This is a genomic window from Streptomyces sp. NBC_01116 (genome assembly GCF_041435495.1).
Lineage (GTDB): Bacteria > Actinomycetota > Actinomycetes > Streptomycetales > Streptomycetaceae > Streptomyces.
Genome location: NZ_CP108644.1, coordinates 3,610,015 through 3,636,257, shown reverse-complemented (window position 1 = coordinate 3,636,257; position 26,243 = coordinate 3,610,015). Strand labels below are relative to the sequence as shown.

Here is a 26,243-nt window from a genome sequence, read left to right as displayed (position 1 = left end):
GCGGCGGTGCGAGGTCAGGCGGTGGCCGCGTAGGCGGCGAACGCCGACCAGGCGGCGGGCGCGACGGTGAGGGCCGGGCCCTCGATGTCCTTGGAGTCACGGACGTGGACGGCGGCGGGGTGGGCGGCGATCTCGACGCAGGCCCCGCCTTCGTCGCCGCTGTAGCTCGACTTCCGCCAGTCGTAGGCGACTTCGAGGCACGCGCCGCCTTCGCTGCCGCTGTAGCTCGACTTGAACCAGTTCAGTGCGGTGCTCATGTCTCTCCCAGTAAGCGGGCCAGCAGGCGCAGGGTCTCCACGGGGCTGAGCGCCTGGGCTCGCAGCATCGCATATTTCTGGGCGAGGATGCTGACCTCGTTCCGGTCCGAGATCAGCTGGCTGCCGCGCTGGGTCTCGGTGTACGCGACGTGCTGGTGGTCCGGTGTCTCCAGGAGGATGAAGGGGCCGTCGATGCCCGCGTGGACCCTGCTGTCGAGCGGGAGCACCTGAAGGCAGACGCCCGGGAGTTGGGCCATCGCGTAGAGGTGACGGAGCTGCTCCCGGTGGTCCTCGTCCGAGGTCAGTTTCATCATCAGAACCGGTTCCCAGATGACGATGCTGGTGGTCGGCGGCTTCCTCCGGTCCAGGATCTGCTGGCGTTGCAGCCGTGTCGCCGTCTGCGTCTCGATCTCCTCCGGGCTGTAGACCGGGACCTTGTTGCCGAACACCGCCTGCGCGTACGCCTTCGTCTGGAGCAGGCCCGGGATGACCTGGTTGTCGTACCAGGAGAGCGCCAGCGCGTCCTGCTCCATGTCGATGTAGTCCTCGGCCCAGAGCGGGATCAGGTCGACTTCCGGCATGTTGTCGACCGCCGTCGCCAGCGCGCCCTTGGTGTCCAGCAGATCGTCGATCGTCTCCGCCAGATCCGGCACGAGTGACCGTCTGCCCTGCTCGACGGAGGCGATCGTGTCCTCCTGTACGCCCGAGGCCTGGGCCAGTTCGACCTGGGTCATGCCCGCCTCGGTGCGGAACCGGGCCAGGAGCTTGCCCACGAGTTTCATCGTCGACGCGTTCTTACGCTGTCGCTTTCTGGGGTGCATACGGTTCCCCCTCCCACCCCGGGACCCGCTTCACGCATGCGCGACCCGTACAAGAAATATGTACGGGTCGCGCACAGTCACCGCACGTCAGGCACTGGCCCGGGGTGGCTCGCGAGGCTCAGAACATCAGGGCGTTCTCGACGTCCGACTGCCAGTAGGTGACGAAGCCCAGGCCGTCCGTGGCGGTGTCCGCCGGGAGCTTCAGCGTGGTCTCGCCCTTGGACTTGTTGTTCTTGTCGACCATGATCACGCCGAGGTTGTCGCTCGGGACCGGCTCGTTCTGTCCGGGCTCCCCGAGGAGACCGATGCCCGCGTACGCCTCCTCGCCGGGGGCGAGCGTGACGACCGCCTGCGGCTTGCTGTCGTCGAGGATCGGGTACACCGCCTGCGCGCCGTCGAAGCGGAGGAACGGCGCGTAGTAGGCGGCGCAGTTGGTGGAGCCGGTGTTGGTCACCGTCAGCAGCAGGTGGTTGATCGGGCGGCTCACCGAGGAGACCTTGACCTTGGAGTTCGTGGGCGTGCAGGCCGGGATCGACGCCGTGGCCTTCTTGTTCGGCCCGGTCTCCGGCTTCTTGCCGTTGTTGTCGCCGTTGCCGTTTCCGCCGGCGTGCTTGCCCTCGGCGGGGACGGTCTGCGTCTCGGGCTTTCCGGCCTCCGGCGCGTCCGACTCCGACTGCGCCTTGTCGTCGGTGCCCGTCGCCGCGGGGGCCGCCGTCTCGGCGGCGCCGGCCGGCTTGGTCCCCATGGCCTTGTCCTCGCCGCCGCCGCAGGCGGTGAGCGAGAGGGCGGCCGCGAGGGCGGTGGCGGCGAGGGCGGTGGTGCGGATGCGGTTGGTGCGCATGGCGGTGGTACTCCCCGTACTCGGTGATCAGCGGTGCCGCTGTGGTCTGGTCCGAGCTTGTGGGACGGCGGATTCCGGCCGCAACGCCTGCCGAACCATTGGGGATGCTGGAACGTCTACGCATACGGTGACCTGCGGGAATTCCGCGTCCCTGGAACGCCGTTCCGGGACGCACGAGGAAGGGGAACGCCGTCGTGGCGACGCCGGAGGCCGTGGAGTTCGCGGCTCTGCTCAAGAATCTGAAGGACCGTTCGGGGCGCAGCTACGGGGTGCTGGCGGGGAAGCTGCACGTCAGCACGTCGACCCTCCACCGGTACTGCAACGGGGACGCCGTGCCGAACGAGTTCGCCCCCGTGGAGCGGTTCGCGCGGGTGTGCGGGGCGTCGGGGGACGAGCTGGTGGAGGTGCACCGGCGGTGGATCGTGGCGGACGCGGCGCGGCGGCGTCCTCCCGCGGGGGCGGGGACGGGGGCGGCTGCTGTATCCGTTCCCGTTCCCGTTCCCGCTCCTACTCCTGCTCCTGTCTCCGCTTCAGCCGGTGTTCCTGCGACCGGTGTTGATCCCGAGGCGGTGGAAGCCGGTGAAGTCGCTGAAGTCGTCGAGCCGTCGGTGGTGTCAGGTGGTGCCAGCGGTGGCGCCCGGCCTGGGGCGGGCTCCCGGTGGGCCCGGCTCTCCCGGCGTACGCGGGTGCTCATCGCCACTGCCGGGGTCGCCGCGCTCCTCGTGCCCACCACCGTCGTCGCCGCCGATCTCGTCGGGTCGGGGAAGAAGGACGGCGGGAGCGCCGCGGACCGGGTGGAGGACGCGGGCGGAGACCCCGGGCCGACGCCGGAAGCCGCCGCCTCGGCCACGCCCCGGCCCTCCGCGAGCCCGAGTTCGGCCGACCCTTCGGCGAGCGCCTCCGCGTCCCCCTCGGGACCGCCGTCCGTGAAGCCCTCGGCGGGCTCCGGCCCGGGGCAGCCGCAGGGCGGTGGAGCCGGTGGCGGCAGCGGTAGCGGTACGGGCCTCGGTGCTCCGCCGGCCGTCAGCATCTCCTCGTACAACTGGGACGAACCCTGCGGCCAGCACTACCTGGTGGACCGGGGGCCCGACGAGCTCGACCCGCCGCCCGCGCCGCAGGACCGGCGCGGCTGGGCGGAGTCGTACGGCGGGGTCGACGCTGGGAACATGCTGCTCCAGCTCACCGTGCAGGGGACCTCGCGCGAGGCGGTGGTCCTCAAGGGCATGAACGTCCGGGTGACCTCGCGGAAGGCCCCGCTGCCCTGGTCGGCGTATCTGATGGGCAACGGCTGCGGCAGCGGGATCACGCCCCAGACGTTCGCCTCCCACCTCGACGCCGGGCACCCCACCCTCCGGCCGGTGCCGGGGACGCAGGGGGACATCGAGGTCCCGGCCGTGGACTTCCCGTACCGGGTGTCGTCCGAGGACGTGGAGGTCTTCAACCTCGACATGAAGGCCGTCGCCTACGACGTCACCTGGTACCTGGAGCTGGAGTGGAGCAGCGGTGGCAAGGAGGGCGTGGTGCGGATCGACGACCACGGGAAGCCCTTCCGCCTCAGCGGGATGAAGGGGCGGCCGGAGTACGTGTACGGCAACGAGGAGATCGGGTGGGAGCCCGCGACCTGAGGCGAGGCCCGGCACCGTTCCCGCCCACCGGCAGAAGGGCGCGTACCCGCCCCTCGGGCCGGAAGGCGATTCCGTCCGGATTCGCACAGGAGTACAGTCGCCGGGTCCTCGCGGTCCGTCCGGTTCCGACCGGACGGCCGCCCAGCCCGCCTCCCCACCAGGTGACCCATGTCCGCGACCGCCGAAGCTTCCGAAGCCTCCGAAACCTCCGACCCCATCGCCCTGGACACCCGCACCTGCGAGGAGCGGTCCCTGCGGCTCAGACGCAGACTGGAGCGACTGATCGGGATCGCCGCCACCGAGGGGAACGCCCTCCTCCCGCTCCGTAACGGTGACGAGATCTTCGGCGCGATGCTGGACGCCATCCGGGGCGCCGAGCACACCATCGACCTGATGACCTTCGTCTACTGGCGCGGTGACATCGCCCACGATTTCGCCGAGGCGCTGGCCGACCGGGCCCGCGCCGGGGTCCGGGTGCGGCTCATGCTCGACGGGTTCGGTTCACGGCTCATCGAGAAGGACCAGCTGGCCCTGATGGACGAGGCCGGGGTCACCGTCACCTGGTTCCGCAAGCCCCTCTACCTCTCGCCGCTCAAGCAGAACCACCGCTGCCACCGCAAGGTCCTCGTCGTCGACGAGCGCACCGCGTTCACCGGCGGTGTCGGGATAGCCGAGGAATGGTGCGGTGACGCCCGCAACGAACGCGAGTGGCGCGACACCCACGTGAAGGTCACCGGGCCCGCCGTCGACGGGCTGGCCGCCGCGTTCGCCCAGAACTGGGCCGAGTGCCACGACGAACTCTTCGACGAGCACGACCGGTTCGTCACGGAGGAGCACGACGGCGACGCCGTCGTCCAGGTGGTGCGCGGCTCCGCCTCCTTCGGCTGGCAGGACATGCAGACCCTGATCCGGGTCGTCCTGGAGTCCGCCGAGGAGCGCATCCGCCTCACCACCGCCTACTTCGCTCCCGACGCCTACTTCACCGGGCTCCTCTGCGCCGCCGCCCGGCGCGGGGTGGAGGTCGAGATCCTGCTGCCCGGCCCGCACACCGACAAGCGGGTCTGCCAGCTCGCCGGGCAGCGCTTCTACGAGGAGCTGACCGCCTGCGGCGTGAAGATCTACCAGTACCAGCCGACGATGATGCACACGAAGTCCCTCACCATCGACCGGGTCGCCTCGCTCATCGGCTCCACCAACTTCAACCGGCGCTCGCTCGACCACGACGAGGAGGTCATGCTCGCCGTCCTCGACCGGGACTTCACCGCGACCCTCGACGGCCACTTCGAGGAGGACCGGGAGAAGAGCGTGCTGATCGAGCGCGGGCGGTGGAAGCGCCGCGACCTCCTCCAGCGGGCCCGGGAAGCGGCCGTCGTCCCCATCCGCCGCTTCCTCTGAGGACCGCCCCGCCGTTCCCGGGGGCGTGTTCCCGCGCTCGCGGGGCAGATGGGGAGCACGACCGTCGTCCGCCATGTGAAGGGAAGGGCCCATGAGCGCCACCGCCGACACCTCACCGGCACCGTCCGCCGCGGTGATCACCGAACCCCTGCCCGACCTTCAGCTCCAGCTGCTCATCCAGCTCCTCGACGAGGACCCGCGCTCCAGCCTGCCCCTCACGCTCACGCACCCCGGCGGCGTCCTGCACGGGGACGTCATCGGCCACGAGCAGTGGAAGGCCGAGTGGGCCAGGAGCCTGCGCCAGGTCGAGGGCGAGGGGGCCAACCTGCTCGCCGAGTTCCCCGAGACGGTCGACCAGGGCGTACGGGAACTGCGCGCCGACGAGGACGCGGGGACGGCCCGCCTGCCCCGCTGGATCCATCTGCGGGACGTCACGCTCGTCGTCGGGGCGATGAGCCCGGTCTCCCTGCCGCTGTGGCGCGGACGCCTCTCCGACGTGTCGGGGTGGGCGCTGGGCCGCCCGCAGTAGGCGGCCGGCCGGTTTCTGGAGTTGCGGCATGACCACAGAGAACGGCTTAGCCGCCGGCACACCGGGATCGCCCGTCACCTTCATCAACGTCTTCGAGATAGCCGCCGACGAACTCGACGCGTTCGTCGGGAAGTGGGAGGAGCGGGCCCGCCTCATGCGGGACAAGCCCGGCTTCATCGACTCCCGGATGCACCGGGCCCGCTCCTCCGGTTCCCGCTTCCAGCTCGTGAACGTCTCCCACTGGGAGAGCCAGGAGGCGTGGGAGGCCGCCACCGCCGACCCCGAGTTCTCCGCCCGGACCCGGGCCGCGCGCGAGGAGGCGAAGCAACCGGTGACCCCGAACCCGGCCGTCTACGACGTCGTCGTGGAACTCACCGCGCCCTAGGGGGCCCGACGCGGAAAGTCCCAGGTCGGAGGCCTGGGTCTTTCCGGTGTGTGCAGTGCCGTGGCCCTCACAGGGCCGCAGGTCGGCACCGGAGCGGCTGCGTGGTGGGGCCCGAGGCTCATGAGCACAACTCGCCACCTCCACTCGGCAAGGGACAGCATCGAGGCGACCAAGGTCTCCGTGCCGTTCGCACGTGACAGTCAGACGCTGAGGGCAGCGGGAGCGGGTCTGCCGCGCAGAGACCGGGAGGCGTGTCCATCTCGGCCGAGGTCGTGCGGGCACACCCCTGGTGTATACGTACTTGCTCGATCCTGCGGCGAGGACGTACCGCGAAGGGGAGGTGTTCGCCAGCACCCTGAAGATCACTGTCCGGTCCACCGAGAGCCAGACGATCGCTTCAATACAACGGATAAGCGCCGTATGTCACCTTTTCTGCATAAATTGGCTGGACAGGTCGGCCAAGAGGCAGCCAGCGCCGAACACCGTCAGGATGATGACCTGCTGTAAGTCCGCTCTCGTGGGGCGATTCCTTCGCTATGCTCACACTCACGGTTCAGGGCTTGAACAGTGATACAGGAGCTTGCATGGCTTTCAGTGCCTCAGTTCGGCGCCTCCTTATCTCCTCTCCCGGTGACGTGCCACGTGAAGATTTGCTGATCGTTCAGCAATCGATCAACCGCTGGAACGGCGTCTATGGCGAGCAGTTCGGGTCAATCATCATGCCTATCTCGTGGGGGACCCACGCGGCAGCAGAATTCGGTCAGCCACCTCAGAAAATCCTGAACCGGCAACTTGTGGATAAATGTGATGCATGCATTGCAATCTTCGCCAACCGGCTGGGTACTCCCACGGATCTCCACGAGTCGGGTACCGCAGAGGAGATCTCTCGGCTCAGCGAGAGCGGAAAGCATGTGAGTGTTCTCAGGTGTCGCCGTCCCGTGGATGTAGGCGGGATTGACCTGATTCAAGCGACACGGCTGGATGAGTACATCACAAAGATCGAATCCTCAGCCTTGATTCTTGACTACTCGACTGACGCTGAATTGGCTCGTCATGCCGAAACCATCCTCGTTGCAGCAGTTTCACGAGAAGAAGCTAAGAACGACTTCCAGCTGGAACATCTCTCAGGGAGAGAACCTGTTGCAGAGGTGTGGCCACGCGTTGATGCTGTCGATCGCTCAGGGAAACGGAATTGGCACCTCGTGCTGAGTAACACGGGAGAAGGGGCAGCCCGGGATCTACGCGTCGAAACAAAGACCGACTCGCCTCATGGTAATTCCTGGGACATCATTACCGAACGAGAAGGGGCTGGCCCGGATCTTCCGGTTCTGGCGCCGCGCAGTGAGGTTCGGTTCCATATTGCCGCCAGTCTTGTGAGCGCCCCTCAAGTAAGTTGCAAGGTTTCGTGGACCGACCCCCGGGGAGAGCAGGAGAACGTCGCCAGTCTTCGGTTAGCGTAAGGACTCTTTACAGGAGAGGCGTTACTGGGAGGTGACCCTGCATGCGAGAAACTGGCTGGTTTCACATAGATGAAAATTTCCTGCAGCGAACTTCCGTCAATCGTTCCGAAAAGGAAATTCTATCTTACTTCGACGGGCGTCCACCCTCCTGGGGCGACATCTTGAGTGGCAATATTCCACAACGCGATGTGGCGCAAGCTCTAGCGGCGGAGCTCAAGGGGCACTCCCCGGAATCTCCGGTAGGACGGCTTCGATTGATTTACGGAGCGAGCGGTGAGGGGAAGACGACAGTCGCCATGCAGTGTGCAGTCGATATCGCTCGTTCTGCACCCGACTCTGTGGTGTTGTGGAGATCTCCGAGCGCAACCCTTGAGACCTCACTCGTGCAGTCACTGCCCACGGGTAAGCACTACATTCTCTTCAGTGACGACGCAGAGGAAATAGCCAACGATCTATTCCAGGTCGTGAACCGGGTGAAACGGTCGGATATTTCCTATGTCGCAGTGTCTCGTTCGATCGATTGGGGTAATGTCCAAGGTGATGGATATCCCTGGGCGACGCATATTGGATACAGGAAGGTCTACCTGAGAGGGTTGGGCGAGGCTGATGCAGGGCTAGTGATGGCTGCATGGAGTCAGTATGGCGAAAAGGGACTCGGTCGCCTGACTCATTGGGATAATGAGGGTTTGCGCGTAGCGGAACTTCTGAGGGCAGTTCGCGAAGAGGCGGCTGAAGAGGACGGTGCACTGCTTGGCGGAATGATTCGTGTGCGTTATGGCGATTATTTTACTGATCGCGTGCGAGATTTGATGAGGTCTCTTACCACCCGGAGGACCTGCTCGGGAGTTACGCTGTCCAGCGCTTTCCTGTACATTGCAGCTGCGCATTCGGAGCGCCTGCACCTCGCGCCAAGTGTTCTCGCGGAGGCGCTCGGCGTATCGGCTTCCAGCGTGATAAGCGAGATCGTGGTTCCGCTGCGGGACGAGGCCGCAGTCACCATGGCAGGAGGTGGTGTAGTGACCCGTCATAGACTCGTCGCTGACGCTTGTCTCAGGGTCGCGGAACAATTCAATGTAGATCTTTCAGAAACGTACGCCAATCTGGTCCGGTCTGCCATTCGAGCTGGACGTCATCATTTTATTCGCGATTACGAAAAATACCCTAACCTGTGTCGCTCTCTTGTGAGGTCACGGCCGGATGTCGCCCTGGCCACTGCCAGGGCGGCGGTCGCCGAGGAGCCGAACGACCTGGGTTATATTCATAATCTTACACATATCCTGCGCAAAGTGGATCAAGCTGATGAAGCGGCGTTCATCTCGGAAAAGGCTTCCAAAAGGCTTTCTTCAATGCGAGATCGGACCCTTGCCGACAAGGAAAGAGTTTTCTATCTCGAATGGGCGAGTGCCGAGGGTATGCTAGGAAATCGTGGCATGGATGTCTGGCTCGCGGCAATCTCACTATCGGACTTGCAGGGAATCAGGTCTCCAGGGCCTCGCCACCTCGAGATCGCGCTCGCTGCCGTGGGATGGGCTATGGCATCTATGCACCAGGCAGTCCCCATGGAAGAGCTTGCCACGGGGGTGCGGGTCGCAGAGACGCTCAGCCGTCGTCTGGATCTTAGCGAAACTGCGAAATCCTACTTCTCGCGCCAGCGGCGACTGGTTGATGACTGGGGCGTCCCCAAGATCGATCTCAACGACTGCAAGGCAGCACTGGCAAAGGGGATTACAACGGCCTGGGCCCATCGCGAGCGAGAAGCGCCGCAACTGACCGCGGGGCCAAAACTGTCGTTCGTAGGCATGTATAAAGATCTGGCCATTCCGTGACTCCGGTCTCTGCATGGCGAGCTACTCGGGAGGGGGCACGGGAACACCAGGAGTGAGAAGGGAGGGGGCGATGCCCGCCGCCATCCACGCCGGCCCTGATCGCGTTGACGGACAGCACCCACGCGGTCGGTGGGCGGGCGCGGAGGGCTCGGGGTCGAGCCAGTACGCGAACGGCCCCGGCACCCGCGAACGGGTGCCGGGGCCGACGTACGCGCAGCCGGTGCGGGATCAGAGCCGCTCGGGCGTCCGGATGCCCAGCAGCGCCATCCCCTGGTGCAGGGTCCGGGCGGTCAGCCCGACCAGGAAGAGCCGGTTCTCGACGACCTCCGGGGCGTTGTCCGGGCTGAGCACCTGGCACTGGTCGTAGAACGTGGTCAGGTGCGAGGCCAGCTGGTAGAGATACGCGGCCAGCTTGTGCGGCTCGTAGCCCGCGCCGACCTCGGCGATGACCTCGCCGAACTGGTCCAGGTGCAGACCGAGCGCCCGCTCCGCCGGGGCCAGCTCCAGCTCCGGGTGGGCGGCCGGGACCGCGTCCCCCGCCTTGCGCAGGATCGACTGGATGCGGGCGTAGGCGTACTGGAGGTACACCGAGGTGTCGCCGTGCAGCGCCACCATCTGGTCCAGGTCGAACTTGTAGTCCCGGACGGCGGAGGTCGACAGGTCCGCGTACTTCACGGCGCCGATGCCGACGTACCGGCCGTTCTCGACGATCTCCTCCTCGGACAGACCCACCTTGTCGGCCTTGTCCCGGACGACCGCCGTGGCCCGTGCGACCGCCTCGTCGAGGAGGTCCTCCAGCCGCACCGTCTCGCCCTCACGGGTCTTGAACGGCTTGCCGTCCTTGCCGAGGACCGTGCCGAACGCGAGCTGCACGGCCTTGACGTCGTCGTTCAGCCAGCCCGCCCGGCGGGCCGTCTCGAAGACCATCTTGAAGTGCAGCGACTGCCGTGCGTCCACCACGTACAGCAGGGTGTCCGCCTTGAGGTCCTGCACCCGGTTCCGGATCGCGGAGAGGTCGGTCGCCGCGTAGCCGTAGCCGCCGTTCGTCTTCTTCACGATGAGCGGGACCTTGTTGCCGTCCGGGCCCTTCACATCGTCGAAGAACACGCACAGCGCACCCTCGGAGCGGACGGCGACGCCCGTCTCCTCCAGGATCCGGCAGGTCTCCTCCAGCATGTCGTTGTAGCCGGACTCACCGACGATGTCCGGGTCGTCGATCACCATGTCGAGCTTGTCGAACACCGAGTGGAAGTAGATCTTCGACTCGTCGACGAAGCGGTGCCACAGCTCCAGCGTCTCGGGGTCCCCGGCCTGGAGGGCCACCACCCGGTCCCGGGACCGGGCCTTGAACTCCTCGTCGGAGTCGAACAGGGCCCGCGACTCCTTGTAGACCCGGTTCAGCGTCGACATCGCCGCTTCGCCGTCGCTCGCGCCGTCGCCCGCACCGCCCTCGTGCTTCAGCGCGCCCGGGTGCTCGATCAGATACTGGATGAGCATGCCGAACTGGGTGCCCCAGTCGCCGATGTGGTGCCGCCGGACGACGTTCTCGCCGGTGAACTCCAGGATCCTGACCACGGCGTCGCCGATGACCGCCGACCGCAGATGGCCGACGTGCATCTCCTTGGCCACGTTCGGCTGGGCGTAGTCGATGACCGTCGTGCCGGCGGCGTCCTTCAGCGGCACGCCGAGCCGGCCCTCGCCGTCCGCCGCGCGGGCGGCCAGCGTCTCGACGATCGCCCGGTCGGTGAGCGTGATGTTGAGGAAGCCGGGCCCGGACACCTCGATGTCCTTGATCGGCCCGCCCGCCGGGAGGGCGGCGGTGACCTGGGCGGCCAGCTCACGCGGATTGCCCTTGAGCTTCTTGGCGAGCGCCAGGATGCCGTTGGCCTGGAAGTCGGCCCGGTCGCTACGTCGCAGCAGCGGGTCCGCGGCGCCGGCATCCGGCAGGGCTGCCGTCAGGGCGTCCGCCAGCTGCTGCTGGAGCGTGGAAGCGAGGGAAGGGACCGAGGCCATGGTCTGGCTGCCGTTTCCGTAGGGGGACGAGGGATCCCCTGGGTGTCCAAGGGTTCCTCCGAGTATCCCACGGGGCGTAAAGCCGTTTTCGCGCTGCGGGGAGGAGCTGGGAGAATGGTCCCGACCCCATCGGGAAACGACAGACGAGAGAAGGACGTGCCGACCGTGGCCGAGAGTCAGACCAGCACCGAGACCGACTGGGTCTCCCGCTTCGCGGACGATGTCATCGCCGAATCGGAGCGTCGTGCGCCTGGCAAACCGGTCGTCGTCGCCTCCGGCCTGTCCCCGTCGGGCCCGATCCACCTCGGCAACCTCCGCGAGGTCATGACCCCGCACCTGGTCGCCGACGAGATCCGCCGCCGCGGGCACACCGTGCGCCACCTGATCTCCTGGGACGACTACGACCGCTACCGCAAGGTCCCGGAGGGCATCCCGGGGGTCGACAAGGCGACCTGGACCGAGCACATCGGCAAGCCGCTGACCTCGGTGCCCGCCCCGCCCGGCTCCGCCCACCCGAACTGGGCCGAGCACTTCAAGGCCGCCATGACGGCGGCCCTGGACGAGCTGGGCGTCGAGTACGACGGCATCAGCCAGACGGAGCAGTACACCGCCGGGACCTACCGCGAGCAGATCCTGCACGCGATGAAGCACCGCGGCGACATCGACGCCGTCCTGGACCGCTACCGGACGAAGAAGGACCCGGCCGGCGGCCCGCAGGGCAAGGGCGGCAAGAAGCCGCAGCAGCAGAAGAAGGTCGACGAGGCCGAGCTGGAGGCCGCCGAGGGCTCCGGCGCCGCCGACGAGGACGACGGCAGCGGCAACACCGCCGGCTACTTCCCGTACAAGCCCTACTGCGGCAACTGCGAGAAGGACCTCACCGTCGTCACCTCCTACGACGACGACACCACCGAGCTGAACTACACCTGCTCGGCCTGCGGCTTCGCCGAGACCGTCCGGCTCGGCGAGTTCAACCGCGGCAAGCTCGTCTGGAAGGTCGACTGGCCGATGCGCTGGGCCTACGAGGGCGTGATCTTCGAGCCCAGCGGCGTCGACCACTCCTCGCCCGGCTCCTCCTTCGTCGTCGGCGGCCAGATCGTCCGCGAGGTCTTCGACGGCGTCCAGCCCATCGGGCCCATGTACGCCTTCGTCGGCATCTCCGGCATGGCCAAGATGTCCTCCAGCAAGGGCGGGGTGCCCACCCCGGCCGACGCCCTGGAGATCATGGAGGCGCCGCTGCTGCGCTGGCTCTACGCCCGCCGCAAGCCCAACCAGTCGTTCAAGATCGCCTTCGACCAGGAGATCCAGCGGCTGTACGACGAGTGGGACTCGCTGGGCCGCAAGGTCGCCGACGGCACGGTGCTGCCCGCCGACGCCGCCGCGTACTCCCGTGCCGTCCGCACGGCGGCCGGGGAGCTCCCGAGCACCCCGCACCCGCTGCCGTACCGGACGCTCGCCTCGGTCGCCGACATCACCGCCGGCGCCGAGGACCAGACGCTGCGCATCCTCAGCGAGCTGGACCCGGCCAACCCGCTGACCTCGCTGGACGAGGCCCGCCCGCGCCTCGACCGCGCCGAGAACTGGATCACCACCCAGGTCCCGGCCGAGGCCCGCACCATCGTCCGCGACGAGCCCGACAAGGAACTGCTCGGCTCGCTCGACGACCAGGGCCGCGAGTCGCTGCGCCTCCTCCTGGAGGGGCTGGACTCGCACTGGTCGCTGGACGGGCTCACCACGCTCGTCTACGGCGTGCCGAAGGTGCTGGCGGGCCTGGAACCGGACGCCAAGCCGACGCCCGAGCTGAAGGCCGCCCAGCGGTCCTTCTTCGCCTTGCTCTACCGGCTGCTCGTCAGCCGCGACACGGGACCCCGCCTGCCCACGCTGCTGCTCGCGGTGGGGGAGGACCGGGTGCGCAGGCTGCTGGGCGCGTAGCGGTGCGCATACGCGGGCGCTTGGCGTCCCGCGCGCCGGAGCGCCGTCACCCGGAGTACTCCCGGGTGGCGGCGCTCCGGCGTGCCGTGGGGGCCTGCCTGCACCGGCGAGCCCGAGCGGTCCCCGGCCCCGGGGGCCGGGGGACGGGTTCGCCGCCTCACGGGGGCCGGGAGGCGGGGCCGCTGCCCGAATGCGGCCGGGAGGCGGGGCCGCCGCCGGGGCCCTCCGGGCGGGGGCTGATCGGACGCACCGTCGCCACCGCCCTGCCGCTGTACCTGACCATGCTCGCCTCCACAGCGGGCGGCCTGGTCGACACCGCCCTGCTCGGCCGGCACGCCACCGCCTCCCTGGCCGCGTTCGCCCTCACGATGGCCGTGTACACCCCGGCCACCGCGACCGTCGCCGGCGCCCTGCGCGGCGTGATGCCCTTCGTGTCCGCGCACGACGACGACCCCGACGCCCTGCTGCCGGTGGTGCGCGACGGCCTGTGGCTCGCCATCGCCACCGGACTGCTGGGCGCCCTGGCCGTCGCCGGGGTGCCGCTCATCGGCCTCGCCTCCGGCGTACCGCGCCAGACCTTGTCGGAACTGGGCGCGTTCCCCAGCCTGATGGCGGCGAGCGTCCTGGTGGCCGCGGTCGGCAACGCCGCCACCTCCACCCTGGTCGGCCTCGGCCGCTCCCGGCTCGTGATGCGCGCCGGGATGACCGGAACCGCCACGGCCGTGGTGCTCTCCCTGATCCTCGTGAACGGCGTCGGCCCGCTCGCCGGGCTCGGGCTGCCCGGCGCGGGGATCGCCATGCTCGCGGCCGCCACGGTCAGCGCCACCGTGGCGCACGGGGGACTGCGCCGGTGCGCCGTCCTGGCCGGCCGGCCGCTGGGCCCCGGCCGTCCGCAGGTCCGCGCGGTGATCAGGCTGGCCGGGGTCGGCCTACCGCTCGCCGGCACCGTCCTCATCAAGTTCGCCGTGCTCGGCGTGCTGGCCGTCGCCGCCGCACGCATCGACCCCGTGGACGCGGCCGCCCACAGCATCTCCGTCTCCCTGGTCGGCCTCATGTTCGCCGCGGCCGTCGCCGTCGGCCAGGCCACGATCCCCCTGCTGGCACCCCAGGTGAAGGCCAAGGACGTCAGGGGGGTGCGCGCCGGCGTACGCGCCGGAGTCGTGACGGCCCTCGGCGCGGTGCTCCTCATCGGCGGTGCCCTGGCGGTACTCCACGTCCCGGTGCTGTCCCTCTTCACCCACGACCTCGCGGCCCGGGAACAGGTACGGGCCCTGCTGCCCCTCGTGCTCCTGGTGGTCGTCACCGACGCGCTCCAGGCCGTCTTCGGCTTCGGGCTCGTCGCGATCAGGGACACCGTGCCCAGCCTGCTCGCCTTCGCCGTCTGCTACGGCCTGCTGGCGCTGGCCGCCGTCCCGCTGTCGGCCCGGGGCGGACTCACCGCCCTGTGGCTCGCCCTGCTCGGCGCCAACACCCTGCTGGTCGTGGGGCAGGCGGCCTTCTTCCACCTGCGCAGCGGCCGGCTCAGGCGGTCTGGTCGACCGTCGACCGCGCCGGGACGTACGCCTGCTTGAACTCCGGCCACAGGCGCTGGAGCAGCTGACGGGAACGGGGGTGGCGGACGTTGCGGGCGTCGGCGAGGTGGATCTCCAGGGCCTCGGCGCTCGGGTAGTGGCCCTGCTCGTCCGTGTACGCGCTGAACACCTCGAAGGCCATGTTCGCGAACTCGGCGTCCTCCTGGGACCACTCCTCCAACTGCGGTGCGTCCTCGGGCGCTTCCGCGGAGGTGTCCTCGGGGGCGTCCTCGGGGACCTCGGCAGGCGCCTCGACGCGGGCCTCGTCAGGGGCCTCGTCGGGGGCTTCCTCGCGGCGGGGGTGCGGGACCGCGCCGATGGTGCCCACGTCTCCCAGCGGGCGCGTCCGGCCGGGCCCCGAGGGGATCTGGACCGGGGCGTGCTCCAGGCCCTCGCCCTGCTGCGGGTCGTACGCGCTGTGGTGCGAGGTGCCGTCGGGCAGCTTCTGCGCCGCGAACCAGGGGCTGTCGTGCGTGGGCGGGACGGCGGGTTCCTGCTGCTGGGGCAAGGGGGGCTGCTGGCCCTGCTGGCCCTGCTGGCCCTGCTGGCCCTGCTGGGGTTGCTGGTCCTGGGGGGCCTGCTGTTCCTGCTGTTCCTGCTGGTCCTGCGGGAAGGGGTGCTGCCGGGGGTGCCGTTCGTCGTGCCCGGGGCCGTCCTCGTACCCCTGCTCGCGGCCGTGCTCCTGTTCGCCGTTCCGGTCCCGCTGGGGCTCGTACGGCAGCTCCGCCTTCGGGCGGGATCCCTCGACCGGCGGCAGCAGGGCCGGCTCGATGCCGGCGGCGGCGAGCCCGGCCGGGGCGGTGTCGGCGAGCGGCACGCCGTACTTCGCGAGACGCAGCGGCATCATCGCCTCGATCGGGGCCTTGCGCCGCCAGTTGCGGCCGAAACGGGCCTGGAGCCGGGCCTGGTAGATCAGCCGGTCCTGTTCGAGCTTGATGACCTGCTCGTAACTGCGCAGCTCCCACAGCTTCATCCGCCGCCACAGCTTGAACGTGGGCACGGGGGAGAGCAGCCAGCGGGTGAGGCGGACACCCTCCATGTGCTTGTCGGCCGTGATGTCCGCGATCCGGCCCACCGCGTGCCGGGCGGCCTCGACGGAGACGACGAACAGCACCGGGATCACCGCGTGCATCGCGGTGCCCAGCGGGTCGGGCCAGGAGGCGGCCCCGTTGAACGCGATCGTCGCGGCGGTCAGCAGCCACGCCGTCTGGCGCAGCAGCGGGAACGGGATCCGCATCCAGGTGAGCAGGAGGTCCAGGGCGAGCAGGACGCAGATGCCCGCGTCGATGCCGATGGGGAAGACCAGGGAGAACGTCCCGAATCCCTTGTCCTCCGCGAGCTCGCGCACGGCGGCGTAGGAACCCGCGAAACCGATCGCGGCGATGAGCACCGCACCGGCGATGACGACCCCGATGAGTATGCGGTGCGTGCGTGTCAGCTGCATCGCGGCCACGCGCGATCCCCTCTCCGACCTCTGTACCCGAACCCGGCTTCAGCGCCTGGCGATGGCACAGCCTGGCACATGTGTGCGAGTTGTGTTGCGCGGGGAGGGGGAAAGCCCGGCCTCCGAGGAGGCCGGGCTTTCCAACGTGCTTGCTGTACGCGTGTATTGGCGGCGCCGTGGGACCGCCGTCAGGTCCCGTCGTCGGGCCCTGTCGTCAGGCCCCGCCGTGGGCGCGGACGCGCGGAAGGTCCGTCAGCTCGACTTCGACTCGACTTCAGCTCGACTTCGCCTTCGGCTTCGTCGACTTGGGGCTGTCGCTGTCGCCGCCCTTGGCCGAGGCCTTCGCGCCGTCCTTCTCGCCGCCCTTCCCGCTGTCCTCCGAGCCGCCCTTCGCCGGAGGGGTGACCTTGGCGTCGGCGGTGTCGGCGACAGCGGCGACCGCTTCCTTCGCCGCCTTCTCGGCGCCCTTGACGATGCTCGTGGACGAGGGCGTCTTCGCGCCCGCGTAACCCGCGCCGTTGTAGGTCAGGGTGACGACGACGTTGCCCGTGCGCGCCACGACGGTGGCGTACGCGAAGTCCTCGTCCGTCTTGCTGAGGCCGTAGGTGATGGTGGTGGCCTCCTCGCCGATGCCCGCGGTGGGCTCGGCGGCGACCTTCTCGGCGCCCTCGGAGGCCTTGGCCTTGGTGACCTGCTTCGTGTACTCGGCGGTGGCGCGCTTGGCGCCGCTGCCCAGCGACTGGTCCGAGTCGAAGCGGGTGAAGCCGACGTCCAGCCAGCGGTACTGCGAGCCGTCGACGCCCTTGTCGTCCAGGCCGTTCCAGGAGCAACTGCTGCGGACCGAGAGGTCGTTGGAACGGCCGGCGGTGCCGTTCTCCTTCTTGGCCCCGGGCACCAAGTCCTTGATCGTCTTCTTCGTGACCGAGGTGCACGGGTCGGGAAGATCGTCGAACTTCGCCGCTTCGACGGCGGGCTCCGTGGGCTTGGCGCTGGGGGTGCCGGACGACGAGGAGCCCGCGTTCTTCTTGCTGTCGGAGTCGGAGTCCGACGAGCAGCCGACGGCTACGAGCATCACCGGAACGGCGGCGCAGGCGAGGATGCGGGACAGGCGCGGGGCTGATCGGTGCATGGTTCCTTCACTCGGATGGCACGGAGCTCTCGGTGCTGGAGGTCTCGGTTCGTGCGGTGTACGGGTGGGCTCGGTAGCGGGTCGGTACGTCTTCCGGAGAGCCACGTTACGACGACCGGCGGTCGTCCCGCGCCGCCGCCGAGGGCCCCGGAGACCGGATTCCGGCCGGTCGGGGGCCCGTGGGGCGGGGTCTATTCGCTGAGCGTCTCGGCCAGCTTCCGGGCCAGTGCCTGGGCCTTCTCCTGGAGTTCCCCGCTGTCGGGCACCTGGGTGATGAGGGCCGGCTGCTCGGCGTACCGGACGGTCACGACCACGTTCGATGTGCGGAATACCACGCTCACCGTGCGGTGCTGTGCGGTGGAACCTGCCCGAGTGGGCGCATCGTGCAGAAATGCGGCATCTCCGAGGTTGTCGAGGACGCGCGAGGGGAGGACGTCCTCCGGGTCGGTGCTGCCGCCTTCGCCTCCGCCGGTCGCTTCGGAGGTGCCGTCGGTGCTGTCTCCGGAAGCCTTTCCGGAGGGCGAGGAGGAGGACGAGGGGTCCGCCGATCCGTCCGACGAAGCCGTGGCGTCCCCGGCCGCGCCCTTGGCCGTGTCCTCGTCGGCGCCCTTCCCCTTCCCCTTCTCCTTCTCGTCCGGCGCCCCGGAGTCCTTCTCCGCGTCCGGCCCGGGGGTCGTCGACGACGCCAGGCCGGCGGCCTTCTCCTTCTTCGCGTACACCGTGTCGGCGCGGTCGTCGTCGCTGACCGAGGGGTCGTAGGAGACGACCCGCTCGAAGTCGATGGAGAGGCTCCGGGTGGAGTCCGGCGCGTCGGACTTCCAGTTGCAGCCGACCTTGCGGTCGGTGTCGTAGGTGACGGACGCGGACCCCCGGAACACCTTCTCCTGCTGGTCCCCGGGCAGTTCCGCGGCGCCGGGCAGCAGGTCCTTGAGCATGCCGCGCGGCACGGCACGGCAGGGTGCGGGCAGGGTCTCGTACTTGCCCGGGGGCGCGGGGGTGACCGTCGGGCTGCCCGCCTTGCTGTCGGCGCCGTTCGCGTTGCTGTCGGAGCCGGCGCTGCAGCCGACGACGAGCGCTGCCAGAAGCGCGACGCCGGGTACGTACGCCATGTCTCGCACCGTCCCAGGCTCCCTTCGGTACGGAAAACGGGTTGCCGCTCGAAGGCGGCCGATGGACACAATGTGTATCGCACGCGCCGCTGTGAATGCCGGTCGGCCGACAGGTTTGCCGATCTTGGCACCGGTTTTGCGCTTTCAGTCTTTTCGGGGGAATCGAGGAGTTATGTCGTACGTAGAGGTGCCGGGAGCGCAGGTTCCCATCCGGATGTGGGCGGACCCCGCGTCGGTCGAGGACGTGGCGATGCAGCAGCTGCGCAACGTCTCCACGCTGCCGTGGATCAAGGGTCTCGCCGTCATGCCGGACGTCCACTTCGGCAAGGGGGCGACGGTCGGATCGGTGATCGCGATGCAGGGCGCGGTCTGCCCGGCCGCGGTCGGGGTGGACATCGGCTGCGGGATGTCCGCCGTCAAGACGTCCCTCACCGCGAACGATCTTCCCGGCGACCTGTCACGGCTGCGCTCCAGGATCGAGCAGGTCATTCCGGTCGGCCGGGGGATGCACGGCGAAGCGGTGGACCCGGGGAAGCTGCACGGCTTCCCGACAGCGGGATGGGACGACTTCTGGGGGCGGTTCGGGGGGATCGCCGATTCGGTCAAATTCCGCCAGGAGCGTGCTACGAAGCAGATGGGAACGCTCGGATCGGGTAATCACTTCATCGAGTTCTGCCTCGATGAGACCGGTTCCGTTTGGTTGATGCTGCATTCCGGTTCGCGGAACATCGGCAAGGAGCTGGCCGACTTCCACATCGGCCAGGCGCAGAAGCTGCCGCACAACCAGGGCCTGGTCGATCGCGACCTGGCGGTTTTCATCGCGGACACCCCGCAGATGGCCGCGTACCGCAACGACCTCTTCTGGGCGCAGGAGTACGCGAAGTTCAACCGGGCGATCATGATGGGGCTCTTCCAGGACGTGGTCCGCAAGGAGTTCAAGAAGGCCCGGGTGACCTTCGATCCGGTCATCTCCTGCCACCACAACTACGTGGCGGAGGAGCGGTACGAGGGCATGGACCTCCTGGTCACCCGCAAGGGCGCGATCCGGGCGGGGTCCGGCGACTACGGGATCATCCCGGGGTCCATGGGCACCGGCTCGTACATCGTGAAGGGCCTCGGCAACGAGAAGTCGTTCAACTCGGCGTCGCACGGCGCGGGCCGCCGGATGAGCCGGAACGCGGCGAAGAAGCGCTTCTCGACGAAGGACCTGGAGGAGCAGACGCAGGGCGTGGAGTGCCGTAAGGACTCCGGTGTCGTGGACGAGATCCCGGGCGCGTACAAGCCGATCGAGCAGGTCATCGACCAGCAGCGGGATCTGGTCCAGGTCGTCGCGAAGCTCAAGCAGGTGGTGTGCGTGAAGGGCTGAGCCCTTACGCCCCGCCCCCGTACGTGGCGTAGTCAGGCGGTCCCGTCGACGTGAAGACGTGTACGGAGACCCCGGCCGGGGTCGTCCGGTGGCTGAGGAGCCGCAGGCCGGCCGGGGCGCCGCCGTCCGGGAACAGGCGGCGGCCCTCGCCCACCACGACCGGGGCGATGGCCAGGCGGAGTTCGTCGACCAGGCCCGCGGCCAGCAGCGACTGGGCCAGGCGGGCGCTGCCGTGGACCTGGAGGTCCCGGCCGGGCCGCCGCTTCAGCTCGGCCACCTGGGCGGGGACGTCGCCGGAGAGGATGGTGGTGGGGTCCCACACGGCCTCGGCCAGGGTGTTCGACGCCACGTACTTCGGCAGGCCGTTCAGGATGCCGGAGAAGGGGTGGTCGGTCATCCTCGGCCAGTCCCGGGCGAAGTTCTCGTAGGTGCGGCGGCCGAACAGGAAGGCGTCCGCCTCGCCGAGCCACTCGCCCGCCTGCCGCTCGAACTCCTCGTCCAGGTGCGGTACGAACCAGCCGCCCCGGGTGAACCCGTCGCTGGTGTCCTCGTCCGGGGCCCCCGGGCCCTGGGAGACGCCGTCGAGCGTCAGGAACTCCTGCACCACCAGCTTCATCGCGCACCACTCCCTCGTGAGCTGTCCGGCCGGTAGGGCGGTCGGGGCGGTTCCTTCCTAACACGACGCGGCCGGGGGCGCCCGACGCCCTCGGACCGGCTCCCTCGTGCCGACTCCGCAGGATGGCGAGGAGTGGCTGCCCGGCGGGGGAGGCGACCGTGCCGGCGCCCGGAGCGCGCTGCACGGGTCGCCGGGCAGGCGGCAGTTCGACGACAGGGCCTGAGGGGCGAGCCGGGTTCACCCGGTGCGGTGGACCTTCGTGTTGGAGGCCTGGGCGCGGGGGCGGACCACCAGGAGGTCGATGTTGACGTGGCTGGGGCGGGTGACGGCCCAGCCGATGGTGTCGGCCACGTCCTCGGCGGTCAGCGGGGCGTCGACGCCCGCGTAGACCTTGGCGGCCTTCTCCGTGTCGCCGCGGAAGCGGGTGGTGGCGAACTCCTCGGTCCTGACCATGCCGGGGGCCACCTCGATGACGCGGACCGGTGTGCCGACGATCTCCAGCCGCAGGGTCTCGGCCAGGACGTGCTCGCCGTGCTTGGCCGCCACGTAGCCGCCGCCGCCCTCGTACGCGGACAGTGCCGCGGTGGAGGAGAGGATCACGACCGTGCCGTCGCCGCTCGCGGTGAGGGCGGGCAGCAGGGCCTGGGTGACGTTGAGGGTGCCGATGACATTGGTCTCGTACATCTGCCGCCAGTCGGCGGGGTCGCCGGTCGCGACGGGGTCGGCCCCGAGCGCCCCGCCCGCGTTGTTGACGAGGACGGCGAGGGAGCGGAACGCGGTGGCGAACTCGTCGACGGCCGCGCGGTCGGTGACGTCCAGGGGGTAGGCCGTCGCCTGGTGACCGGCCTCGGTGAGCTCGGCGGCCAGCGCCTCGATGCGGTCCTTGCGGCGGGCGGTCAGCACGACCCGGAAGCCGGCGGCGGCCAGCGTACGGGCGGTCGCGGCGCCGATGCCGCTGCTCGCGCCGGTGATGACGGCGATGGGGGTGCCGGCCATGGCGATCTCCTCGGACTGCTGATCGGGTACGGGGAGAAAAGGATAGGCAGGCGGTGCGGGGCGCCCCGTGAGCGGGAGGCCCCGGCCCGCGCCAGTGCTGGACCCGCGGCCCGTGAGCCCTGCCTGTCGTCGCGCGCCCACCAGGGATGACGGGACAGACAGCCCTCAGGCGGGCGCGCCCCCGAACTCGGCCATCGCCTCGGACACGATCGTCTCCAGGTGGCCGTGATGGGCGCCGCGCCAGTACACCCGGGAGCACTCCGTGCACTGGGCGAACACGTCGTACGCCTCCTGGGTGCCGTGTTCGAGCAGCCCGCTCACGGAGTCCTTCGCGGCCCCGGCCAGCGTGCCGTTGCAGGCGGTGCAGCGGGTCCACGGGGCCAGGGCCGGGGCGAAGCGGCCGAGGACGTCGCGGAGCTGCTCCGCGGGGCGGTCGCTGTAGACGTACGCCCCCGCCCAGATCTCGCGGCGGCGCAGCAGCCCGCGGTCCCGGGAGAGCAGGACGCGCCGCTCCCGTGCGGAGAGGGTGGCCAGGGCGGGGTCGCCGATGTCCTCGCTCTCGTAGGCCGCGTCGACGCCCAGGAGCCGCAACCGGCGGGCCAGCGTGCCGAGATGGACGTCGAGGAGGAATCGCAGGGGTGCGCCGGGGACCTGCTGGGGGCGTTCCACGGCGCGTACGTCGACGTGCTCGCCGGGGCCCGGCACGTGCGAGCGGGCCACCGGGTCGCCGTTCACCAGCAGTGTTCCGGCCTCGGTGAGCGGGACGCCGAGGGACTCGATGACGTGTCCGAGGGTCGAGGAGCCGTCCGTGATGAGGGGCGTGGGCCCGCCGCGACGGTCGTGCGGGACGAAGAGTCGCAGCTCAGGGGCTACTTCGAGGGTGATCTCGGGTCCGTTCACCCGGTCAGGATGCCACCGGGACGCGACGGGCGGCCAGGGATTCGGCGGGGAACGGGAGGGCGTACGGGTGTGTGCCCGGCCGCCGTCAACGCGGGGCGAACGCCGTCGGGGGCACGCCCACCGTCGCGGTGAAGTCCCGCACCAGGTGGGCCTGGTCGCTGTAGCCCAGGTCCGCCGCGAGCCGCGCCCAGTCGACGGCCGCGTCGGATCCGGCGCGTTCCAGCGCCTCGTGGATGCGGTAGCGGAGGATGACCCACTTGGGGCCGACACCGACGTACGCGGAGAAGAGCCGTTGCAGGGAGCGGGCGGAGAGCCCGGCGTCCTGGGCGAGCCGGTCGACGCGGAGCACGGTGCGGTCCGTGCGCACCCGGTCGGCGACGGCCATCGCCAGCGTCGCCCGAGGGTCGGGGCGGGGCTCCAGCGCGAGCAGGAAGGCGTCCAGCGCCGCGACCCGCGCGTCCTCGTCGTCCGGGTCCAGGACGGCCCCGACGGGCGGCGGCAGCCGCAGCGCCCCGGCGGCGTCGGCCCGCAGGCCGGTCCACGCGGACACCGGGCGCCCGGGGGCGAACGGGCGGAACCCGCCGGGCCGGAACTGCACCCCGCAGACCCGGCCGCGCCCGGCCAGCTTCCGGGCGAAGAGCCCGGGGTCGACGCCCGCGACCTCGGCGTACCCGGAGCGCTCCCGGGGACCGTCCCCGGCCTCGTACCGCTGGAAGACCAGGTTCACCGACGGGTGCGGGACCACATGGGCGGCGTACGGCTCGGTGAGGTCCCAGTCGATCAGCCAGTAGTGCTCCAGATACGGGCGCAGCCCCGCGGCGGGCTCCCGGCGGCGGAAGCGCACATGCGCGAACAGGTCCGGGGCGTCCACGATGCCCCGGGTGTCGCGGCGGGGTCCTGCGGTCATGGCCTGATTTTAGTCCCGCGCCCTCGGCCCGCCTGTCGTGTTTCTTCAAGACGCCGGGCGGTCCGCCGGCGCAGGGTGGGAGGCATGACACAGACGATCGGTGAACTGCTGGAAGCCGCCGCGGACCGGGCCCTGCCCGTGGTGCGGGGGATCGACGACGGGCAGCTGGGCGGCGGTACGCCGTGTGCCGCGTACGACGTACGGGCGCTGGTGAACCACCTGTTCCTGGTGGTCGTGAACTTCCAGGCGCTCGCGGCCCGCGAGGAGGTGGATTTCAGCCAGGAGCCGGAGTTCGTGACGGGCGACTGGCGGGGCAGGTTCGGCGACGAGACGGCCCGGCTGGTGGAGGCGTGGAGCGTGCCGGGCGTCGAGGAGGGCACGACCGGGCGGATGGGGCTGCCGGCCCGGACGGTCGGGCTCATGGTGCTCGGCGATCTGACGGTGCACGCCTGGGACCTGGCACGGGCGACGGGCGCGGACTTCGTGCCGGCGGAGAGCGTCCTCGACGAACTGGGCCCGGGGCTCGCGGCGATGGCTCCGCAGGCCCGGGAGATGAAGATGTTCGGTGAGCCGTTCCCGGTGGGGGAGGAGGCCGACGCGCTCGACCGGCTGCTGGCCGTGACGGGGCGCGATCCGGGGTGGCGTCCGGGCGGGACCGCCGGGGCTCCTGGGGTCGCCGGGACCTCTGGGGCTGCCAGGACCTCTGCGACGACCGGGGTGACCGGGACGCGTCAGGCTTGAGCTGGGCGGGCGGTCCGATGGGTGTACGGGGGCGTCGGATGCCTGCGACGCAACCAGCAGTCGCAGGTCACGTGGTTGCTGATTCCGGCCGCTGTCAAGCGGCACTCCCCTACACCCCCACCCAGCACAGACATTTTGCCGATTCGAGGCAAACATGGAGACGCGAGTGAGAGACAGCGTCAGGAACTGCGGCGCGTGTGGCAGTCGCTGAGTCCTGAAAGTCGTGCTTCCCTATGGGCCGACAACAGGAACGGCCTCCTTGCGGCAGGTCTGCTCACACCGCAAGTGAAGCGGACCTCGGCAGACGCAGGGGCCGGGCCCTTCGACGTGCGGTCGCCCGGGGCAGGCGACTACTGGGCTCAGGCCCAGGCGAACGGCATGTCCAACGTGGGGGATTTCTCGGGCAAGCCAGACGCTGCCCGGCATATGGACCACTATCTGAGGGGCATCGGCAGCACTCTCGATCTCGACGTCGACCGAATGTTGACCGACGACCAGAACCTCCGGGATGTCACGTCGGGGGTTCGAACCCAGGAGCAGGAGGAGTGGCGCCGTCAGGCGATCAAGGCGTTCGAGGAATCGGGCGGTAAGCCGGTTGCCATCCCGATCGAGACCAAGGGGCAGGGCTACACCCATGTCGATGGCGGGGACCGCAATTGGTACCTCGCGGTGGGCAGCGCCATGACCAACACGACCGGGGTGGTAACCGCTGTACCAGGCGCGGACGGAAAGCCCCAGGTGAGCATCGATTACCAGGTGAACGTATGGGATCGCTACAACTGGGATCCGGGCAAGGCCACCCCGATCGGCCCCACCACGGTGACCGACGCGGACATGGCTCGCCTCCACACGACGGGTCTGGCCAGGGAGTTCGACATGCGAGGCAGTAGCTCGGTGCAGCGGCACGACCTGGATTCGGGGGGTGACTGGCCTGAACCTGCGGATCCGGGACGGGACGGCACGCGGACCGACATCGGACGCAACGGGGACGCCCGGTGAGCGGGGTGCGGCCGGGAGCCCGGGTGCTCGTATGGGGGGCTTGTCTCGTGGTGTTCGGTGCTGGGTGCGCCGATGGGAGTGGGCAGGACGGTGGTGTGGGGGACAGGCGCGGGGTGTCCTCCTGGGAGGAGGGGGTGAGTGCCCCGGCCATCGCCCGCAGGCTGGGTGTGCGGGTGCCCGAGACGGCGACGGATGTGCGGGCCGGGCACCGGAAGGGCCAGGACGACGGACTGCTGCTTGCGTTCGTCGTGCCGTCCGGAGACGTGGACGGTCTTCTCGCCGGGCTGGATCCGGAGGAGCCGGTGGAGGCGCGGTCCGTGCCGTTCGCGGGGGAGAGCGTGCCTGCCGCGCCCTTCGCCCATCTCGGCCTGCCCGAACCGGTAGGCCTGCCCGGTGTCCGAACGGCGCAGGTGTGCGCTCCCTGCGACGGCGACCTCAACGCTCTTCACGTCGCCGTCGCGGCGGTCGACGGTGGGCACAGCCGTGTCTATCTCAAGGGCGTCGACTGAGCGGCAGCACGTCGCCGCGCGCGAGCGGCACCGGAGCATGGCGGCCGGCCGCAGGACCTCCGCTCGATCCTGGATCAGCGCCGGACCGGGATCTCCGCCCGGCCTCGGTCAGGGCCACACCAGGCAGTACGCCTGATGCCCCGCGTCGTGCAGCCGGTGCGAGAAGTCCTGCCACTCGTGGAGCAGCTGGTAGACGTTGTAGGCGTCGCGCGGGCCGCCGCGGTCGGGGACCGTCGACCAGATGAAGGCCGCCGCGCCGACCGACTCCTCGCCGACACCGCGCAGCGGGTCGACGACGGTCATCGGGAGCTTGACCACCGCGTAGTCGGGGTGGAGGACGACCAGTTCGAGCGGGGGGACCTTGTTCAGGGGTATGCCCTGGATTCCGGTCAGGACCATGGCGGCCACGGTCTCGGGCTTGATCTTGGTGAACATGCCGCCCATGCCCAGCTCGTCACCGCCGAGCTCCTCCGGGCGCATCGAGATGGGCACACGTGCCGCGGTGGCCCCGTCCGGGGCGCCGAAGTACTTGTACGTCACCCCCATCCCGCCCCCGCTCCTGGTCCCGGGAGGCGGCGTGTTGTCCGCGCCCCTGCTCTGGGCCCGCTCGGCCCTGCGCCGGTGCCGCCCTCGCCGGGCAGGCTCGGGCCCCAGGTCGTCGGTCCCTTCGCCCACTCCGCCACCGCGATGCATATCTCATCCACCCGACTACTTCTTAGGAGACACAGCCCCCGCCGCGCAACCCGATCATCGTGTCAGTGACCTCCCCCGCGGGCGTGCGGTGAAACACCTGCCCGCAAGACCGTGCGTGCCTCTGACACCATGGCATGTGTGAGCTTTCCCTATGAGGCCCCAGTTTCGCAGACGCGAGAGGG

Annotated in this window: 24 protein-coding genes; 12 read left to right on the top strand and 12 right to left on the bottom strand. The window is 69.7% G+C overall.

Annotated elements, in window-relative coordinates; genetic code table 11:
* Window positions 1-14 precede the first annotated feature (14 nt).
* The 3 genes from OG245_RS15875 to OG245_RS15865 all read right to left on the bottom strand — a co-directional run bounded on the left by OG245_RS15875 (window position 15) and on the right by OG245_RS15865 (window position 1,919).
* Window positions 15-257, bottom strand: a complete 243-nt coding sequence (locus OG245_RS15875; RefSeq protein WP_371624184.1) for a DUF397 domain-containing protein — start codon at window positions 255-257, stop codon at window positions 15-17.
* Window positions 254-1,039, bottom strand: a complete 786-nt coding sequence (locus tag OG245_RS15870; RefSeq protein WP_371624183.1) for a Scr1 family TA system antitoxin-like transcriptional regulator — start codon at window positions 1,037-1,039, stop codon at window positions 254-256. Before OG245_RS15870 ends, OG245_RS15875 begins: the two co-directional genes overlap by 4 nt.
* A gap of 157 nt (window positions 1,040-1,196) precedes the next feature.
* Complete coding sequence (locus OG245_RS15865; RefSeq protein ID WP_371624182.1) at window positions 1,197-1,919, bottom strand: DUF4232 domain-containing protein; 723 nt, start codon at window positions 1,917-1,919, stop codon at window positions 1,197-1,199.
* Between the two features lie 194 nt (window positions 1,920-2,113).
* On the opposite strand from OG245_RS15865, the gene OG245_RS15860 reads away from it, so the two are divergent.
* The 6 genes from OG245_RS15860 (at window position 2,114) to OG245_RS15835 (ending at window position 9,139) form a co-directional block, all read left to right on the top strand.
* Entirely contained in the window at window positions 2,114-3,544 is a 1,431-nt protein-coding gene (locus tag OG245_RS15860) for a helix-turn-helix domain-containing protein (protein WP_371624181.1), read from the top strand.
* A gap of 168 nt (window positions 3,545-3,712) precedes the next feature.
* The gene (locus OG245_RS15855; protein WP_371624180.1) at window positions 3,713-4,939 is read left to right on the top strand and encodes a phosphatidylserine/phosphatidylglycerophosphate/cardiolipin synthase family protein; all 1,227 of its coding nucleotides are present in this window, start codon (window positions 3,713-3,715) and stop codon (window positions 4,937-4,939) included.
* Between the two features lie 91 nt (window positions 4,940-5,030).
* Complete coding sequence (locus OG245_RS15850) at window positions 5,031-5,468, top strand: hypothetical protein (RefSeq protein WP_371624179.1); 438 nt, start codon at window positions 5,031-5,033, stop codon at window positions 5,466-5,468.
* A gap of 28 nt (window positions 5,469-5,496) precedes the next feature.
* Window positions 5,497-5,853: an antibiotic biosynthesis monooxygenase gene (locus tag OG245_RS15845; RefSeq protein ID WP_371624178.1), complete on the top strand. Its 357-nt coding sequence runs from the start codon at window positions 5,497-5,499 to the stop codon at window positions 5,851-5,853.
* Window positions 5,854-6,437: 584 nt separating this feature from the next.
* Entirely contained in the window at window positions 6,438-7,313 is an 876-nt protein-coding gene (locus OG245_RS15840; RefSeq protein ID WP_371624177.1) for a hypothetical protein, read from the top strand.
* Window positions 7,314-7,354: 41 nt separating this feature from the next.
* The gene (locus tag OG245_RS15835; protein ID WP_371624176.1) at window positions 7,355-9,139 is read left to right on the top strand and encodes a hypothetical protein; all 1,785 of its coding nucleotides are present in this window, start codon (window positions 7,355-7,357) and stop codon (window positions 9,137-9,139) included.
* A gap of 228 nt (window positions 9,140-9,367) precedes the next feature.
* Here the strand turns inward: OG245_RS15835 and argS are convergent, their stop codons facing one another.
* On the bottom strand, window positions 9,368-11,152 hold the full coding sequence (gene argS, locus OG245_RS15830; RefSeq protein ID WP_371624175.1) for an arginine--tRNA ligase: 1,785 nt from the start codon (window positions 11,150-11,152) through the stop codon (window positions 9,368-9,370).
* 156 nt (window positions 11,153-11,308) lie between these two features.
* On the opposite strand from argS, the gene lysS reads away from it, so the two are divergent.
* Window positions 11,309-13,081, top strand: a complete 1,773-nt coding sequence (gene lysS, locus OG245_RS15825; RefSeq protein WP_371624174.1) for a lysine--tRNA ligase — start codon at window positions 11,309-11,311, stop codon at window positions 13,079-13,081.
* 20 nt (window positions 13,082-13,101) lie between these two features.
* Window positions 13,102-14,652: an MATE family efflux transporter gene (locus OG245_RS15820; RefSeq protein WP_371624173.1), complete on the top strand. Its 1,551-nt coding sequence runs from the start codon at window positions 13,102-13,104 to the stop codon at window positions 14,650-14,652.
* Here OG245_RS15820 and OG245_RS15815 read toward each other — a convergent pair.
* The 3 genes from OG245_RS15815 to OG245_RS15805 form a co-directional block, all read right to left on the bottom strand.
* Entirely contained in the window at window positions 14,603-16,105 is a 1,503-nt protein-coding gene (locus OG245_RS15815) for a DUF2637 domain-containing protein (RefSeq protein ID WP_371624172.1), read from the bottom strand. The two genes, OG245_RS15820 and OG245_RS15815, sit on opposite strands and share 50 nt — an antisense overlap.
* Window positions 16,106-16,370: 265 nt before the next feature.
* Window positions 16,371-17,225 (bottom strand): DUF3558 domain-containing protein, encoded by an 855-nt coding sequence (locus tag OG245_RS15810; RefSeq protein ID WP_371624171.1) that lies wholly within the window; start codon window positions 17,223-17,225, stop codon window positions 16,371-16,373.
* Between the two features lie 191 nt (window positions 17,226-17,416).
* On the bottom strand, window positions 17,417-18,334 hold the full coding sequence (locus OG245_RS15805; protein ID WP_371624170.1) for a DUF3558 domain-containing protein: 918 nt from the start codon (window positions 18,332-18,334) through the stop codon (window positions 17,417-17,419).
* 172 nt (window positions 18,335-18,506) lie between these two features.
* Here OG245_RS15805 and OG245_RS15800 point away from each other — a divergent pair, with 172 nt between their 5' ends.
* Window positions 18,507-19,700, top strand: a complete 1,194-nt coding sequence (locus tag OG245_RS15800; RefSeq protein ID WP_371624169.1) for an RtcB family protein — start codon at window positions 18,507-18,509, stop codon at window positions 19,698-19,700.
* A 4-nt stretch (window positions 19,701-19,704) separates the two neighbouring features.
* Here the strand turns inward: OG245_RS15800 and OG245_RS15795 are convergent, their stop codons facing one another.
* From OG245_RS15795 to OG245_RS15780, 4 genes are all read right to left on the bottom strand, one after another.
* Window positions 19,705-20,316: a dihydrofolate reductase family protein gene (locus tag OG245_RS15795; protein WP_371624168.1), complete on the bottom strand. Its 612-nt coding sequence runs from the start codon at window positions 20,314-20,316 to the stop codon at window positions 19,705-19,707.
* A gap of 237 nt (window positions 20,317-20,553) precedes the next feature.
* Window positions 20,554-21,312 carry an SDR family NAD(P)-dependent oxidoreductase gene (locus OG245_RS15790; RefSeq protein ID WP_371624167.1) on the bottom strand — a complete coding sequence of 253 codons (759 nt, stop codon included), beginning with the start codon at window positions 21,310-21,312 and terminating at the stop codon, window positions 20,554-20,556.
* A gap of 165 nt (window positions 21,313-21,477) precedes the next feature.
* Window positions 21,478-22,212, bottom strand: coding sequence for a Mut7-C RNAse domain-containing protein (locus tag OG245_RS15785; RefSeq protein WP_371624166.1), 735 nt, complete (start codon window positions 22,210-22,212; stop codon window positions 21,478-21,480).
* An 85-nt stretch (window positions 22,213-22,297) separates the two neighbouring features.
* Window positions 22,298-23,119, bottom strand: a complete 822-nt coding sequence (locus tag OG245_RS15780) for a DUF6597 domain-containing transcriptional factor (protein WP_371624165.1) — start codon at window positions 23,117-23,119, stop codon at window positions 22,298-22,300.
* 84 nt (window positions 23,120-23,203) lie between these two features.
* Here OG245_RS15780 and OG245_RS15775 point away from each other — a divergent pair, with 84 nt between their 5' ends.
* The 3 genes from OG245_RS15775 (at window position 23,204) to OG245_RS15765 (ending at window position 25,368) form a co-directional block, all read left to right on the top strand.
* A complete protein-coding gene (locus tag OG245_RS15775) occupies window positions 23,204-23,860 on the top strand; it encodes a TIGR03086 family metal-binding protein (RefSeq protein WP_371624164.1) in 657 nt (218 codons plus the stop codon).
* A 195-nt stretch (window positions 23,861-24,055) separates the two neighbouring features.
* Window positions 24,056-24,859 (top strand): hypothetical protein, encoded by an 804-nt coding sequence (locus OG245_RS15770; RefSeq protein ID WP_371624163.1) that lies wholly within the window; start codon window positions 24,056-24,058, stop codon window positions 24,857-24,859.
* 134 nt (window positions 24,860-24,993) lie between these two features.
* Complete coding sequence (locus tag OG245_RS15765) at window positions 24,994-25,368, top strand: hypothetical protein (protein ID WP_371624162.1); 375 nt, start codon at window positions 24,994-24,996, stop codon at window positions 25,366-25,368.
* 108 nt (window positions 25,369-25,476) lie between these two features.
* On the opposite strand, the gene OG245_RS15760 is transcribed toward OG245_RS15765, so the two are convergent.
* Window positions 25,477-26,061: a hypothetical protein gene (locus OG245_RS15760; protein WP_371624161.1), complete on the bottom strand. Its 585-nt coding sequence runs from the start codon at window positions 26,059-26,061 to the stop codon at window positions 25,477-25,479.
* Between the last annotated feature and the right edge of the window lie 182 nt (window positions 26,062-26,243).